The sequence below is a fragment of the Aeromonas sp. HMWF016 genome, assembly GCF_963878195.1.
Classification (GTDB): Bacteria; Pseudomonadota; Gammaproteobacteria; order Enterobacterales; family Aeromonadaceae; genus Aeromonas; species Aeromonas lacus.
In genome coordinates, this window is record NZ_CAWNWX010000081.1 from 10,787 (window position 1) to 26,452 (window position 15,666).

At 60.1% G+C, this 15,666-nt stretch carries 14 protein-coding genes; 3 read left to right on the forward strand and 11 right to left on the reverse strand.

The window, feature by feature from the left end; all coding sequences use genetic code 11:
- Together AACS24_RS11745 and nifJ are read left to right on the forward strand one after the other, a co-directional pair.
- Positions 1-558: alpha-amylase family glycosyl hydrolase (locus tag AACS24_RS11745; RefSeq protein WP_258222917.1), on the forward strand; the 558-nt coding region annotated here is incomplete at its 5' end.
- A gap of 229 nt (positions 559-787) precedes the next feature.
- A complete protein-coding gene (gene nifJ, locus AACS24_RS11750; RefSeq protein ID WP_108570778.1) occupies positions 788-4,333 on the forward strand; it encodes a pyruvate:ferredoxin (flavodoxin) oxidoreductase in 3,546 nt (1,181 codons plus the stop codon).
- A 100-nt stretch (positions 4,334-4,433) separates the two neighbouring features.
- On the opposite strand, the gene AACS24_RS11755 is transcribed toward nifJ, so the two are convergent.
- Positions 4,434-5,810 (reverse strand): MDR family MFS transporter, encoded by a 1,377-nt coding sequence (locus AACS24_RS11755; protein WP_181364159.1) that lies wholly within the window; start codon positions 5,808-5,810, stop codon positions 4,434-4,436.
- 171 nt (positions 5,811-5,981) lie between these two features.
- On the opposite strand from AACS24_RS11755, the gene AACS24_RS11760 reads away from it, so the two are divergent.
- Positions 5,982-6,578, forward strand: a complete 597-nt coding sequence (locus tag AACS24_RS11760; RefSeq protein ID WP_108570779.1) for an HAD family hydrolase — start codon at positions 5,982-5,984, stop codon at positions 6,576-6,578.
- Between the two features lie 97 nt (positions 6,579-6,675).
- On the opposite strand, the gene AACS24_RS11765 is transcribed toward AACS24_RS11760, so the two are convergent.
- The 10 genes from AACS24_RS11765 to rpe form a co-directional block, all read right to left on the reverse strand.
- A complete protein-coding gene (locus tag AACS24_RS11765; RefSeq protein ID WP_108570780.1) occupies positions 6,676-6,933 on the reverse strand; it encodes a hypothetical protein in 258 nt (85 codons plus the stop codon).
- Positions 6,934-7,195: 262 nt separating this feature from the next.
- On the reverse strand, positions 7,196-7,993 hold the full coding sequence (locus AACS24_RS11770) for a DUF1338 domain-containing protein (RefSeq protein ID WP_108570781.1): 798 nt from the start codon (positions 7,991-7,993) through the stop codon (positions 7,196-7,198).
- Between the two features lie 194 nt (positions 7,994-8,187).
- Positions 8,188-9,657, reverse strand: a complete 1,470-nt coding sequence (gene astD, locus AACS24_RS11775) for a succinylglutamate-semialdehyde dehydrogenase (RefSeq protein WP_108570782.1) — start codon at positions 9,655-9,657, stop codon at positions 8,188-8,190.
- Positions 9,658-9,729: 72 nt separating this feature from the next.
- Positions 9,730-10,749, reverse strand: coding sequence for an arginine N-succinyltransferase (gene astA / locus AACS24_RS11780; protein ID WP_033115696.1), 1,020 nt, complete (start codon positions 10,747-10,749; stop codon positions 9,730-9,732).
- A 75-nt stretch (positions 10,750-10,824) separates the two neighbouring features.
- Positions 10,825-12,042 (reverse strand): aspartate aminotransferase family protein, encoded by a 1,218-nt coding sequence (locus AACS24_RS11785; protein ID WP_108570783.1) that lies wholly within the window; start codon positions 12,040-12,042, stop codon positions 10,825-10,827.
- A gap of 276 nt (positions 12,043-12,318) precedes the next feature.
- Positions 12,319-12,900, reverse strand: a complete 582-nt coding sequence (locus tag AACS24_RS11790) for an aminodeoxychorismate synthase component II (protein WP_108570784.1) — start codon at positions 12,898-12,900, stop codon at positions 12,319-12,321.
- 21 nt (positions 12,901-12,921) lie between these two features.
- Positions 12,922-13,137: a hypothetical protein gene (locus tag AACS24_RS11795; protein ID WP_019446358.1), complete on the reverse strand. Its 216-nt coding sequence runs from the start codon at positions 13,135-13,137 to the stop codon at positions 12,922-12,924.
- A gap of 119 nt (positions 13,138-13,256) precedes the next feature.
- The gene (gene trpS / locus AACS24_RS11800) at positions 13,257-14,261 is read right to left on the reverse strand and encodes a tryptophan--tRNA ligase (protein WP_108570785.1); all 1,005 of its coding nucleotides are present in this window, start codon (positions 14,259-14,261) and stop codon (positions 13,257-13,259) included.
- A gap of 42 nt (positions 14,262-14,303) precedes the next feature.
- Complete coding sequence (locus AACS24_RS11805; protein WP_108570786.1) at positions 14,304-14,972, reverse strand: phosphoglycolate phosphatase; 669 nt, start codon at positions 14,970-14,972, stop codon at positions 14,304-14,306.
- Positions 14,959-15,633: a ribulose-phosphate 3-epimerase gene (gene rpe, locus AACS24_RS11810; RefSeq protein WP_108570787.1), complete on the reverse strand. Its 675-nt coding sequence runs from the start codon at positions 15,631-15,633 to the stop codon at positions 14,959-14,961. Before rpe ends, AACS24_RS11805 begins: the two co-directional genes overlap by 14 nt.
- Between the last annotated feature and the right edge of the window lie 33 nt (positions 15,634-15,666).

Consider the following 15,666-nt stretch of genomic DNA (forward strand, 5'->3'; position numbering starts at 1 on the left):
AACCGCCACTGGCAGCCGGGCGAGCTGCGCGATGTGGAGGCCATCAACTACCGCACCAGCCACTCGGAGCTGGATCCTGCCGAGCTGAGTCGGCGGCTCGATGCCATCAGCCGCGACAATGCCCGTACCCCGATGCAGTGGGATGCTGGTCCCCACGCCGGTTTCACCTCCACCACACCCTGGATTGCCCTCAACGCCAATCACATCGAGATTAATGCCGCCGAGCAGCTGACTCGCCCCGACTCGCCGTTTCACTGCTATCGCCAGCTCATCGCCCTGCGCAAGGCTCACCCTGTCGTTCGCCACGGCAAATTCGAGCTGCTGGATGGGGATGATCTCGAGCGCATCAGCTATCGCCGCCACTGGCAGGATCCGGCCAGCGGAGAGCGGCACACCCTGCTGCTGCTCGCCAATCTCACGGCGAACCCCTTGCCGATGCCCCACTTCGACAAGGTGGCAGACGAGATGCGGTTGCTGATGGCCAATTACCCAAGCGAACCGATGCAGCTCTTCGCCCCTTATCAGTGCGCCATCTGGCTGCAAGTGGAGCAGGGTTAGCCCCGTGTTGACGGGCCATAGCAATGGCCCGTCAATCGCCACCCCACCGGCTACTAGCAGAAAATCACGCCCCCACTCGAAGGGGTTAAATTAACCACTATTACTGACTTATTAATTGATTATTTATCCCGTTTGATACGCTCTCATTGCCCCTCTTACTATGCCTGCGACCTATCCATTGCCGATGCAACTATCGGCCTTCAAACTGGCATAGCAAAGTGGAAAACACATGATCACCACAGACGGGAATAACGCAGTCGCCTCGGTGGCGTACCGCACCAGCGAAGTCATCGCCATCTACCCCATAACCCCCAGTTCGGCCATGGCTGAACAGTCGTCGGCCTGGTCGAGCGAGCGGGGCAAGAACCTCTGGGGGGATGTGCCCCGGGTTGTCGAGATGCAGTCGGAAGGGGGCGCCATTGCCGCCGTCCACGGCGCCCTGCAGACCGGCGCGCTGGCGACCTCGTTTACCTCGTCGCAGGGTTTGCTGCTGATGATCCCCAACCTCTACAAGCTGGCGGGTCAGCTCATCCCCTTCGTGCTGCATGTGGCGGCACGCACCGTGGCGACCCACGCGCTATCGATCTTTGGCGATCACTCTGACGTGATGGCGGTGCGCCAGACCGGCTGTGCCATGCTCTGTGCCAGCAATGTGCAGGAGGCGCAGGACTTTGCCCTGATCTCCCAGATAGCGAGCCTCAACAGCCGCCTTCCCTTTATCCACTTCTTCGACGGCTTTCGTACCTCTCACGAGATCGCCAAGATAGCGCCGCTCGCTGACGACACCCTGCGTGCCCTGCTGCCCGCCGATGCCATCCGTGCTCATCGTGACCGGGCGCTCACCCCCGACAAACCGGTCATTCGCGGCACCGCCGCCAACCCGGACACCTACTTCCAGTGTCGGGAGGCGAGCAACCCCTGGTATGACGCTGCCTATGGCAATGTGAGCGAGGCGATGCAGGCTTTTGGCGAGCAGACCGGCCGCCACTACCGACCGTTTGAATATGTCGGCCACCCGCAGGCGGAGCGGATTGTGGTGCTGATGGGCTCGGCCATCGGCACCTGTGAAGAAGTCATCGAACGCCTGCTTGCCCAAGGGGAGAAGGTGGGGCTGGTGAAGGTGCGGCTGTTCCGTCCCTTCTCGGCCGGGCACCTGCTGGCCGCGATTCCCGAGAGTGCCCGCACCATCGCCGTGCTGGATCGTACCAAGGAGCCGGGCGCACAGGCCGAGCCCCTCTATCTCGACGTGATGACGGCGCTGGCCGAAGCGGTCAGCCGGGGCGAGCGGGCAAGCCTGCCGCGGGTGATCGGCGGTCGCTATGGCCTCTCCTCCAAAGAGTTCGGCCCCGCTTGCGCAGTGGCAGTGTTTGCCGAACTGGCGCAAGAGAACCCGCGTCCGCGCTTTACCGTCGGCATCTTCGATGACATCACAGGTCTCTCGCTGCCGCTGCCCGCGCTGGATTCGCAAAGCCCCGTCCACGGCCAGCAACACAAGGTGGAGGCGCTCTTCTACGGCCTTGGCAGCGACGGCACCGTCTCGGCGGCCAAGAACAGCATCAAGATCCTCGGCAACCACACCGACCTCTATCCGCAGGGCTATTTCGTCTACGACTCCAAGAAGGCGGGCGGCCTCACCGTCTCTCACCTGCGGGTGGGCGAGCGGCCGCTGCAATCGGCCTATCTGGTGGAAGAGGCGGACTTTATCGGCTGCCATCAGTGGCAGTTTGTCGACAAGTACCAGATGGCGGAGCGCTTGAAAGCAGGTGGCATCTTCCTGCTCAACACCCCTTACAGCGAAGCGGAGATCTGGCAACGACTACCCAGCGAGGTGCAGCATGCCCTGCGCGAGAAAGAGGCGCGTTTCTACATCATCAACGCCGCCAAAATTGCCCGCGACTGCCAGCTCGGTAACCGCATCAATACCGTGATGCAGATGGCCTTCTTCCAGCTCAGCGCCATCATTCCCCCCGCAGAGGCGACCAGCCTGCTGAAGCAGGCCATCGCCAGCAGCTATGGCAGCAAGGGGCAGACGCTGGTCGAGCGCAACTGGATGGCACTGGAGGCAACCTGCGCAGCCCTGACCCGGGTGCCACTTGGCGAGCAGGATCCCGCCAGCCGCCCGCGCCCGCCGGTGGTTTCCGCCAAGGCCCCCGACTTTGTCCAGACCGTCACCGCCGCCATGCTGGCGGGGCTGGGGGACAACCTGCCGGTCTCCGCCTTCCCGCCGGATGGCACCTGGCCAGTCGGCACCACCCGCTGGGAGAAGCGCAACATCGCCAAGGAGATCCCAATCTGGGAGGCGGAGCTCTGCACCCAGTGCAACTACTGTGTCGCCGCCTGTCCTCACTCGGCCATTCGCGCCAAGGTGGTAGAACCGGATGCGCTGGCCGCTGCCCCCGCCACCCTCGATGCGCTGGATGTGAAATCCCGTGACATGCGCAGCCAGCAGTACGTGCTGCAGGTGGCGCCGGAGGATTGCACCGGCTGCAATCTCTGCGTCGAGGTATGCCCGGCCAAGGATCGCAGCAACCCGGATCGCAAGGCGATCAATATGGCTTCACGCCTCGAACACCTCGACGAGCAGAAGGCCAACTACGACTTCTTCCTCGATCTGCCCGAGCGCAGCGCCGAGCAGCTGGAGCGTATCGACATTCGCACCTCCCAGCTCATCTCGCCGCTGTTTGAATACTCGGGCGCCTGCTCCGGCTGTGGCGAGACTCCCTATATCAAGTTGCTGACCCAGCTCTATGGCGATCGGCTGCTGATTGCCAACGCCACCGGCTGCTCGTCCATTTATGGCGGCAACCTGCCTACCACCCCCTACACCACCAACGCCGAGGGGCGCGGGCCGGCCTGGGCCAACTCGTTGTTTGAAGACAACGCCGAGTTCGGACTGGGCTTCCGTCTTACCGTCGATCAGCACAGGGAGCGGGTGCGCCGTCTGCTGGCGAGCCTGGGCGACACCATCCCGGCAGCGCTGCGCGAGGTGCTCGGCGATGCCACCCTGCCGGTTTCCGAGCAGCGGGCCCATATCCAGCAGTTGCGAACGCTGCTGCAGGGGAGCCAGATCCCGGCAGCCCAAGAGCTGGCTCGCGATGCGGACTATCTGGTGGAGAAATCGGTCTGGCTCATCGGTGGCGATGGCTGGGCCTACGACATCGGCTTTGGCGGGCTCGATCATGTGCTGAGTCTGGGGGAGAACATCAATGTGCTGGTGCTCGACACCCAGTGCTACTCCAACACCGGCGGCCAACAGTCGAAGGCAACCCCGCTTGGGGCCATCACCAAGTTTGGTGAGCAAGGCAAACGCAAGGCGCGCAAGGATCTCGGCGCCAGCGTGATGATGTATGGTCACGTCTATGTGGCGCAGATCTCCCTCGGCGCCCAGATGAACCAGACGGTGAAGGCGATTCAGGAGGCGGAAGCCTACCCGGGCCCCTCACTCATCATCGCCTACAGCCCCTGCGAGGAGCATGGCTACGACATGGCCGAGAGCCATGAGCAGATGAAGCAGCTGACTGCCACCGGTTTCTGGCCCCTCTACCGCTTCGACCCGCGCCGCGCTGACGAGGGTAAATTGCCGCTGGCGCTCGACTCGCGGGCCCCCAATGCCTCGCTGGCCGAGACCTTGCGCCACGAGCCCCGCTTCCAGCGGCTGGAGCGCCAGCTGCCGGAGGTAGCCAGCCAGCTCTATGAAGAGGCAGAGCAGGAGGCCAACCGCCGCTTCACCTGGCTAAGCCAGCTGGCGGGCAAGGAGAGCCCGGCGCAGGAGTAACCCGCGTATGGCTTGATGGTGGTTGCCACTCTTTCACCCAATAACAATCAGGGCTCCCCGCGGGGAGCCCTGATGCTATCTATCGAGCGTTATTGCCTGCTCAGGCATTGATGGAGGCCAGCTCATGGCGCTTGAGCGCCAGCAGGGTGAGCAACAGTGCAAAGGTGGCAATAATTGCCATCCCGATATAGGTAGCACTGAAACCGGGGGCCAGCAGCTGCGGGCTCAATGAGCTGAGCTGACCGGCACTGCCTGCAGGCAGCTGAGAGTGGAACAGCATGGAGCAGATGGCCACCCCGACTGCGCCCCCCAGCTCACGGCCGAAGTTGAACAGCGACATGCCGATGCCGCGATCCTCCCGTGGCAGGGCATTTTGCACCACCACCGAGAGGGCGGGTAGCACCAAACCAAGACCGATACCGGCAAACCCGAGGGCCAGCTTGACCCAGGCATCGAAGTGGATCTGCCACAGCGCTACCGCTGCCAGCGCAAACCCCACCGCCACAAAGCTCTTGTAGTGACCGGTACGGCCAATCAGCTTGCCGCCGACAAAGGCCCCGGCGGTGATGCAGATCATGAAGATCACCATGCTCATCCCGCTCTGGCTAGCGCTCAGCCCCTTCTGCCACTGCATCTGCAGCGGCAGATAGACCAGCACAGCAAACATCAGCAACTGGGAGAGCATCACCAGCAGCACGCTCACCAGATAGCCGGGCAGGCGCGCCAGATGGGCAGGCAGGATGGGATCGTGAGCCCGTCGCTCAATCAGGATCAGCAGCAACAAGGCCACCGCCAGCGCACCCGCCAGCCAGATGGCGGGCAGAGCTGTCTCCGGCGAGAGCAGCAACAGGGTCAGGGTGGTGACGGTAATGAGCAGCGCCGCCCCCTTCCAGTCGAAGCGGCTGTGACGACGGACATTGAGCTGCTTGAGGTTGCGATTGATCAGGAAGATCGCCAGCGCACCGAGCGGCAGGTTGATCCAGAAGATCCAGCGCCAGCTGAGCTGCTCGGTAAAATAGCCACCGAGCAAGGGGCCCGCGATGCTGGAGACCGCATAGACCGCCGAGATGTAGCCCTGATACTTGCCCACCTCCCGTGGCGGTATGGTGTCGGCAATCACGGTAAACGCGAGGGCAATCAGGCCGCCGCCTCCCAGCCCTTGCAGTACCCGGGCCGCCAGCAGGGTCGGCAGATCCTGGGAGAGCGCGCAGGCCACCGAGCCCGCCAGAAACAGGCCGATGCCGATATTGAGCATCCGCACCCGGCCAAAGAGATCACTCAGTTTGCCGTAAAGGGGCAGCACGGCGGTGGCTGCCAGCAAGTAGGCGGTCACCACCCAGGTGAGGGCGGCGCCGGCGTGCAACTCTGCGCCGATCATAGGGAGCGGGGTGGTGACTATGCTCTTTTCCAGTGAACCGAGCGCAATCACCAGCGCCACACTCGAGAAGATGGTTTTAGGGGATATTTTCGAGGTCATAAGCGGACTCGCTGATCTGATATGCCAAAGGATCCGGCATTGAGCGAATTATTGTCTCACAAATCAGCAAGAGAGAGAAAAAACCACGGTCGGCCATCCTCAACCATGAGGCCGATCCCACAATCAAAGCCCCCGATCTGCTAGCCTGCCCTATTTAGCCAAGGAGTCCCCATGAGCGAGCAGTACCGGTTTGATCACTACGATGCCCTGATTTTCGATATGGATGGCACTCTGGTTGATTCCATGCCCCTCCATCTCGATGCCTGGGAGCTCACCTGCGCCGAATTCGGCATCCCCTTCAAGCGGGAGCAGCTCTACCAGTACGGTGGCATTCCGACTCGCAAGATCATCGCCATGCTGGCCGAGCAGCAGGGACTGGAGGTAGACGCCGACGCCTTCGCCCGCCGCAAGATTGCCCTCTACATGGAGCATATCGACAAGGTCAGCGTCTTCCCCCGGATGTGGGAGCTGGTCAGGCACTACCACGGCAAGGTGCCGATGGGGATTGGTACCGGTTCACCGCGCAATCAGGCGGAGTCGATCCTGAAGAGTACCGGTCTCGACGCCTATATCTCTGTGGTGGTGAGCGCCGATGACGTCATCAACCACAAGCCACACCCGGACACCTTCTTGCAGGTGGCCGAACAGCTGGGGGCCCATCCGGCCAACTGTCTGGTGTTTGAAGATACCCAGATCGGGCTCGAGGCAGGCAAGGCGGCAGGGATGGATACCGTGCTGGTGCTTGAGGGTGAGTGGCACCCGAGATAACGGGGACATCACCACCGTGCCAGGGCACAACTGCAATCATTTTCGGGGAGCCTGACAGCTCCCCGACTCCTCTCTGGCTGGCGCCTATTTGCCCGACCTATTTGCCCGAGAGGGAGGCCGCAGACGCAGGCACTTCAGACACAGTGAGACTAAAGCCATCGGCATGCAACTCATGCTGCTTCTGATGAGCGCACAGCAACTCCAACGCCTTGCTCGGACTATCCGCAAAGGTGGGCGCAGCAATGGCAGCAAAACCCTGCGCAACCAGATGTCGACGCTCATCGCTATAGCTGGGTGCATTCGCATCGAGATAGGTAAGCGACTGACCTTGCTTGAAAAAGTGATAGTTAGGCATCGATTGGCCCCGCAAAAATAAAGCGTCATTCTACTCCTTTTTGCCCGGTTTCCTGCGTCAATCTGTGGCGTATCGAGTGATCTCGTTCACATTTTTATCAACAATTCGGCCACGCCAAACACCAGCAAAACCTATAACCCCTCTCCTCTTAAGTCATTGATAACCTGAGAGGACGCCACCACCCGCGGCAAACAAAACGCCTCCGCAAGGGAGGCGTTCTCATGCCAAGTGGCACGGCACAACCCGTGCCGGTCACCAACCTTTACATCGCGTTGGTCGATTCGAAGATCTTGTCGGCCGACGCCTCGACGAAGCCCGGATAGAGCACGCCATCTGGCTGCGGGTAGCGCAGGGCGAATTCATAGAAGCAGCTCGGGATGGTGCGCACCCCATCGCTGAACGGCACATCCGCCTTGTCGGCCATGGTGGAGGATTGCTCCAGCATCACGTGGCGGTCCCCTTTCACCTCGCCACCCACGCTGTTGAGCACGAACCCGGCCGCCTTGAGCGCCGCATTGACCTGATGGATGGTGTCGAAATCCTTCAACTTGTTGATATTGACCGTGAAATGGTTGGCACGATAACCCCAGGCAGCCATCCAGGCCGCATACTCGCTCTCCGCCAGCAGGGTCTGATAGTCGGCGTAAGAGACCTGCCAGGGAGCACCGGCGTATAGAAACGCCGGGGTATCAGTCAGATGCTCGGGCACCTGATCGGCCAGCTTGTGGATGATGGCCTGCGCAGCCGGGGAGAGCTCCTCAACCTTCAACTCGCTGATAAATACCTTGGGAGCGTCCGGATCTTTATGCTCGAAGTGCTTGGCGTAGAGCTTTTTCGCCTTGAAGACGTACTCGCCCTTCTGCTCATACCCCAGCGCCAGAAAGTGGGCGGCCAGCTTCTCCAGCCCCAGCTTGGGCAGGTTGTAGGTACGAAACGCCACGTGATCGTTGACGATAGGCTCACCGCCCCCCAGCAGGGTGTGCACCTTGAGGGCGCTCGGCGTCACCTTGATGTAGTTGTCCCACAGATGACTGAACAGGGTGTCGATATCCTTTTGCATCTCTCTTTCCTTTGATTGCGGGTACAGGTCGGGGCACCCGCCGGATGCCCCTGTCGTTATTGTCAGAAGCTCAGACCGGGAGACAGCTGTTCCGACATTGCCGCCTTGCTGTCTTCTACGGATGCAACCGGGGATATGACACAGTAGTCGGCGGCGTTGAGCCATCTCTGCTGCATTGGCATCCCCATTTTCTCTTAAAACGTCAAGCCAGGAGACAGCTGCTCCGGCATAGCGGCCTTGCTGTCTTCCACGGAGGCAACCGGATAAGCACAGTAGTCAGCGGCGTAGTAGGCACTCGCCCTGTGGTTGCCGGAAGCGCCGATACCGCCAAACGGCGCGGCACTGGAGGCACCGGTAATGGGCTTGTTCCAGTTGACGATGCCAGCACGGATCCGCTTGAAGAAGTGATTCCAGTCCGCCTCCTTGTCCCCCAGCAGACCGGCCGAGAGACCGTAGCGAGTGGCATTGGCCAGATCGATGGCCGCATCGAAATCGTCATAGCGAATGAGCTGCAGCAGCGGACCGAAGTACTCTTCGTCCGGCAGCGCGCTGACCGCGGTCACGTCGATGATGCCCGGGGAGACAAATCCGGTTCCTGCTTTCAGGTGCTCAAGCACCTGCAGGCTCTCGCCGCCCAGCTGTTGCAGGTTGGCTTGTGCTTCGACCATGCCAATCGCAGCTTTCTCGCTGATCATCGCCCCCATAAACGGCTGCTCGGCGGCGTCGTAGAGGCCGACCTTGATCTTGCCGACCACCTCGACCAGTCGCTTGACCAGAGCATCGCCACGCTCGCCGCGTTCGACAAACAGGCGGCGCGAGCAGGTGCAGCGCTGGCCGGAGGTGATAAACGCCGACTGGACAATGGCATGGACGGCGCCGTCGATATCGCTCACGTCTTTCACGATCAGCGGATTGTTGCCACCCATCTCGAGAGCCAGAATTTTGCCCGGCTGGCCGGCAAACTGCTGATGGAGGAAATGGCCGGTACGGGATGAACCGGTAAAGAAGAGGCCATCGATATCAGCGTGGCCAGCCAGCGCCTTGCCGGTCTCGACCTCGCCCTGCACCAGATTGATGACCCCTTTGGGCAGCCCCGCCTCCTGCCACACCTTGAGCATGGCTTCCGCCACCATGGGGGTCAGCTCGGAGGGTTTGAACACCACGGCATTGCCCGCGATCAGCGCCGGCACGATATGGCCGTTGGGCAGATGGCCCGGGAAGTTGTAGGGGCCGAACACCGCCACCACACCGTGGGGCTTGTGACGGACAAACGCCTTGGCGCCCGGCATGGGGTTTTCCACCGTACCGGTGCGCTCGTCATGGGCGCGGATGGAGATAGCGATCTTGCCCTGCATGGCGGCCACTTCGGTGCGGGTCTCCCACAACGGTTTGCCGGTTTCGCGGGCGATAGTCAGCGCCAACGCTTCCTTGTGTTCACCCAGCAGGTCGGCATAGCGACGCACTATGGTCAGGCGATCCTCAAGCTCCATATCAGACCAGTGGTAGAAGGCGGCGCGGGCCGCCTTGACGGCTGCATCGACCTGAGCCGCACTGGCGGCAGCACCCTGCCAGATCACCTCGTTTTTGGCCGGATCCCGTGACTCGAACGGCTTGCCTTCACCGGCAAGCCACTGACCGTCGATAAATTGCACTAACTGGCTCATCCATTCACTCCCTGTCGCTGACAGGCAGCCTCGGCTGCCTGCTTGATAATCGGTTTGCTAGTCCTGTCCGCCTCAGTCGAGGTCGACTACCCGCACCATGTCGCCATCCTGCACCTTGAGTGCCGCCGCCATCTTGGGCGGAATGATGGCCTCGTGCTTGTCCAGATCGACCCGGATATTGCCGTAGCAGGCGCGGTACTGTTCAAAGCGGCTGTTGCAGATGAGGTGGGTCTTGCCACCGATGGGCTCACCCACCAGCACCCGCAGCTTCTTGCTGCGGCGCACGCTGCGGATATTCTTCACGTCGCATTCGACAGTGGGGCCCGCATCGAAGATATCGACATAGCCACGGTTCACGAAGCCCTCATCCTGCAGCATCTTGATGGCGGGGCGGGTCTTCTCGTGGGTCTGGCCAATGACGGCCCGCGCCTCGTTGCTCAGCAAATTGACGTAGATGGGGTACTTGGGCATCAGCTCGGCGATAAAGCGCTTCTTGCCGATACCGGTCAGATAGTCGACGGTGGGAAAGTCCATCGAGAAGAAGTGAGTTTGCAGCCACTCGTAGAAGGGGCTGTGACCGTTGGCATCGGAGACGCCGCGCATCTCGGCGAAGACGGTCTCGTCAAACAGCTCCGGGTGCTCGGCCATAAACAGAAAACGGTGCTTGGAGAGCAGGCGACCGTTGAGCCCCTCGCGGGCACATTCGCGCAAGAACAGGGTGCAGAGCTCGGAGTTGCCGGTGTAGTCGTTGGAGAGAGTCAGGGTTTCAACGACGTTGTAGATGCCGAGTTTGGGTGAGGAGTGCACCACCTTGCCGATGTGGTAGTTGTAAAACGGCTGGGAGAGACCGACTGCCGCATCGATGGCGCAGGTCCCTACCATCTCGCCGGTCTCGAGATCCTCTGCCACGAAGAAGTAGAGGCAGTCCCCCTTGCCGGCCGGCTTGTCGGAGAAAGTTTGGGTGGAAGCATCGATCTTGCGCTGCAGCAGCTCATCGTTGACAGGCAACGAGGTCATGCCGGTGCCGGACTCGATGGCGCAGGTCTTGAGCCCGGCAAAATCTTTTTGCTCGATGGGACGGATAACCAACATAAATGACAACTCCCTTTCATTGACGTCAGGTGGGGTCCCGGCTCCTGCCGGGAGGGCTCCCCACCTCAATTTGGATCAGGCGTTAACCACCTGGGCGACCGCTTTCTCGAAGCGGGCCAACCCCTCCTTGATGTCCGCTTCCGGGATCACCAGCGAAGGAGCAAAACGAACCACGTTGGTGCCGGCAACCAGCGCCATCAGCCCCTGATCGATGGAGGCCAGCAGGAAGTCACGGGAACGTCCCTTGTACTCTTCGCTCAGGGCAGCGCCCAGCAGCAGCCCCTTGCCGCGGATCTCGCTAAAGCAGTGGTATTTGGCGTTAATTGCCTCAAGCCCCTCGCGGAACAGCTGCTCGCGTTGCTTGATACCCGCCAGCACCTCCGGGGTGTTGATCACATCGATCACTGCTTCCGCCACCGCACAGGCCAGCGGGTTGCCGCCGTAAGTAGAGCCGTGAGTGCCCACTTTTAGGTAAGAGGCGATTTCGCTGGTAGTCAGCATGGCGCCGATGGGGAAACCGCCACCCAGCGCCTTGGCGCTGGTAAGGATATCCGGCGTGACGCCAAGCCCCATGTAGGCGTAGAGCTCACCGGTACGACCGACACCGGACTGCACTTCGTCATAGATGAGCAGGGCATTGTGCTTGTCGCACAGCTCGCGCACTCCTTTGGCAAACTCGTCGGTTGGACGAATGATGCCACCCTCCCCCTGCAGCGGTTCCATCACCACGGCACAGGTGTTGTCGGAGATCACGTCAGCCAGCGCGGCCAGATCGTTATAGGGGACGTGGGTGATGTCACCGGGCTTGGGCCCGAAACCATCAGAGTAGGCAGCCTGACCGCCGACGCTGACGGTAAAGAAGGTGCGACCATGGAAGCCCTGATTGAAGGCGATGATCTGGGTCTTCTGCTCACCGAACTTTTCGATGGCGTAGCGACGAGCCAGCTTGAGGGCGGCCTCGTTCGCCTCGGCGCCGGAGTTGCAGAAGTAGACCTTGTCGGCAAAGGTGGCGGCGACCAGCTTCTTGGCCAGACGCAGGGCCGGCTCGTTGGTCATCACGTTGGAGAGGTGCCACAGCTTCTCGCCCTGGCTTTTCAGGGCCTCGACCAGCTTGGGATGGCAGTGACCCAGGCCGTTTACAGCGATGCCCCCGGCAAAGTCGACATACTCGCGACCATCCTGATCCCAGACACGTGATCCTTCGCCACGAACCGGAATGATCTTGGCCGGCGCATAGTTGGGAACCATCACTTCATCAAACACTTCACGTGTCACTGCCAACAACTCTGACATATAGCTCTCCTTCGATTCGGCGACAGAATAATCCACCGCCCAAAAGTTAAATCCGTGTAAACGTGACGGGATTATCACAGAAATAAAGTAAAAAGTCTGTAACAAGAGGGCCTGTAAGGAACAATGTTCGACTGCCCCTGATATTTTAGGCAACCGCATTGCATAACGACTCAGGGGGGCTTGGCAAGAGATAATTTGGGCAGCAGAGGGGGTGAATAAAGTGTCAGAGAAATTTTTTTTGCCTTCTCTCTATATTGAGAAGGCGGTCACAACTTTTTATGAACGGGTCAGAAAATTGGCCAGTAACAAATGACCCTGCTCGCTCAAAATACTCTCCGGATGGAACTGTACGCCCTCGATGTTGAGCGTCTTGTGACGCACTCCCATGATCTCGTCGAACGAGCCATCGGCATGCTCGCTCCAGGCGGTGATCTTGAAGCAGTCGGGCAGCGTCTCGCGCTCCACGACCAGCGAATGATATCGGGTCACCCGCAGGGGATCCTTGAGACCGCAGAATACCCCTTCGCCGCGATGGCGGATGAGGGAGGTCTTGCCGTGCATCACCTGACGCGCGCGAACTACGCGGGCACCAAACGCCTGCGCCAGCGACTGATGGCCAAGGCAGACACCGAGAATAGGCAGTTTACCGGCAAAATGGGTGATGGCGTCGAGAGAGATACCTGCCTCGTTGGGAGTACAGGGACCGGGAGAGATAACCAGAAAACGGGGAGATAACTGCTCGATATCGGCCAACGTCAGTTCATCATTGCGTCTGACCTCTACCTCCTGACCCAGCGCACCAAAATATTGCACCAGATTCCAGGTAAAGGAGTCGTAGTTATCAATTAACAGCAACATAAGATAACCAGCAGCGGAGAATTAACGATCGAGAAAACGACCCTGCTCCATTTCCCGCTCACGCTGACATTCGGCCAGATAGATGGCGGCAGCGATGGCAGCGGTCTTGTGATGCTTGTCGATGGCATTGGAGACCATCAATTGCAGGGTATTGAGGTTTTTCGCCTTGCGAAACTTGCGCAGCCAGTGACCTTTGTCACTCAGCTCTTCAATTGAAATATTTGGTTGAACAGACATGGGTACTCTTGGGGATATATCCCGGGTTGGAATAATAAAATCAAACAAAAATAGAGCTGGGGAAAATAAAGAAAGCCAGGCAAATACCCAGCTCTCTTCTACTACACCTTCCCAGTATGTCAGGCTCGAGGAACGAAGCCGACTACATCATATACGCTGGTCAAAGTTTTTTCAGCCCTTTCACGCGCCTTTTGTGCCCCTTCGGCCAAAATCGCAATCAGATGGGCCTCATCCTGACGCAGCTCATTGAAACGGGCCTGAATCGGCTCCAGCAGCGCGACGACTGCTTCGGCGGTTTCGGTCTTGAGATGGCCATACATCTTGCCTTCAAAATGCTGTTCCAGCTCGGGGATGGAGCGACCGGTTACACCGGACATCAGGGTCAGCAGGTTGGAGACACCGGGCTTGTTCTCCGGATCGAAGCGAACTACTGCCGGATCGTCGGAGTCGGTCACCGCACGCTTGATCTTCTTGACGATCTGCTTGGGATCTTCCAGCAGACCGATGAAGTTGGCCTCGTTGTCATCAGACTTGGACATCTTCTTGGTCGGATCCTGCAGGCTCATCACCCGCGCCCCTTCGGTCGGAATGAAGGGTTCCGGCAGGGTGAACACCTCACCATACAGGTTGTTGAAGCGGGTGCAGATGTCGCGGGTCAGCTCGAGATGCTGCTTCTGGTCGTTGCCGACCGGCACCTGATTGGCCTGATAGAGCAGGATATCGGCCGCCATCAGCACCGGATAACCGAACAGACCGACGTTGACGTTGTTCTCGAAACGGGCGGACTTGTCCTTGAACTGGGTCATGCGCGACAGCTCACCCATCTGGGTGTAGCAGTTGAGGATCCAGCCCAGCTCGGCGTGCTGCGGCACGTGAGACTGGATAAAGACGGTGCTCTTCTTGGGATCGATACCGACCGCCAGATAGAGGGCAGCCGCATCGAGGCAGGCCTTGCGCAGAGCCACCGGATCCTGGCGGGTGGTGATAGCGTGCAGGTCGACGATGCAGTAGAGGCAGTCGTACTCATCCTGCATGTTGACCCACTGACGCAGCGCGCCCATGTAGTTGCCGATGGTCAGCTGACCGGAGGGCTGCGCCCCGCTCAATACGATTGGTTTGGTCATGAGAGTAGTAATCCTTGTAATTCAGCCAGTCCGGCGGTGCGCTTAGCTCAGCAGCGCATCGAGCTGGGAAAAGTGTTCGAACACCCAGTCAGGCCGGGAGTCGGCAATGGGGCGGCCATAGTTGTAACCGTAGGTCAGGCCCACCACCTTCATGCCGGCCGCCTTGGCCGCCAGCACATCATTTTCGGAGTCACCCACCATCAGGGTGCGAGCCGGGCTCACTCCCAGCTCCTGGCAGGCGTGCAGCAAGGGTTCCGGGCTCGGCTTCTTGACCGGTACGCAGTTGCCACCAAGCCAGAGCGAGAAGCAATCGCTGATGCCGAGGGCATCGAGGATTGGTGCGACAAAATCGCTTGGCTTGTTGGTCACAATGGCCTGCTGATAACCCAGGGTTTGCAGGCGACGCAGACTCTGTGCCACCCCATCATACATGGCCAGCCCCTGCAGCAAACTGGCGTTGTAGTGCTGGAAAAAGATCGGCCTGGCCTTGGCAAACAGCTCGGGGTCGGCCTCGCGATAGGCAAGGGCCCGCTGGATCAGCTTGTCGGCACCATTGCCGACCCAGGTGCGGATAACCGCTTCGTCAGCTTGCGCCAGACCCAGATCAGCCAGAGTAAGATTGACCGCCAGCGCCAGCTGGGCGGCGCTGTCGATCAGGGTGCCGTCCAGATCGAACAGCACCAGGTCAAAGGCGCGCTCAGCGTTTGACATGAGCCAGCTCCGCACGCATCTGGTCGATCACCGCTTTGTAATCGGGCTTGCCGAAGATGGCAGAGCCGGCCACGAACATGTCGGCACCCGCTTCGGCGATTTCACGGATATTGTCGACCTTGACCCCGCCATCGATCTCGAGGCGAATATCGCGGCCGCTCTTGTCGATCAAACGACGCACCTGACGCAGCTTGTCGAGGGTGCCGGGGATGAAGCTCTGGCCACCGAAGCCCGGGTTGACCGACATCAGCAGGATCACGTCCAGCTTGTCCATCACATACTCGAGGCAGGAGAGAGAGGTTGCAGGATTCAGCACCAGACCCGCCTGGCAGCCCATCTCCTTGATGAGGCCCAAAGAGCGGTCAACATGGTCAGAGGCTTCCGGATGGAAGGTGATGAGGGAAGCACCCGCCTTGGCAAAATCGGGAATGATGCGATCTACCGGCTTGACCATCAGATGCACGTCGATGGGAGCCTCGATACCAAAGTCACGCAGTGCCTGACAGACCATGGGGCCAATGGTCAGGTTGGGAACATAGTGGTTGTCCATCACGTCGAAGTGAACCACGTCGGCACCGGCAGCCAGTACCTTGGCTACGTCGTCACCCAGACGGGCAAAATCGGCAGAGAGGATCGAGGGGGCAATCAGAAAGTCTTTCATCAGCATCATCCATTGGCAGCCAGGGAGAAAAAG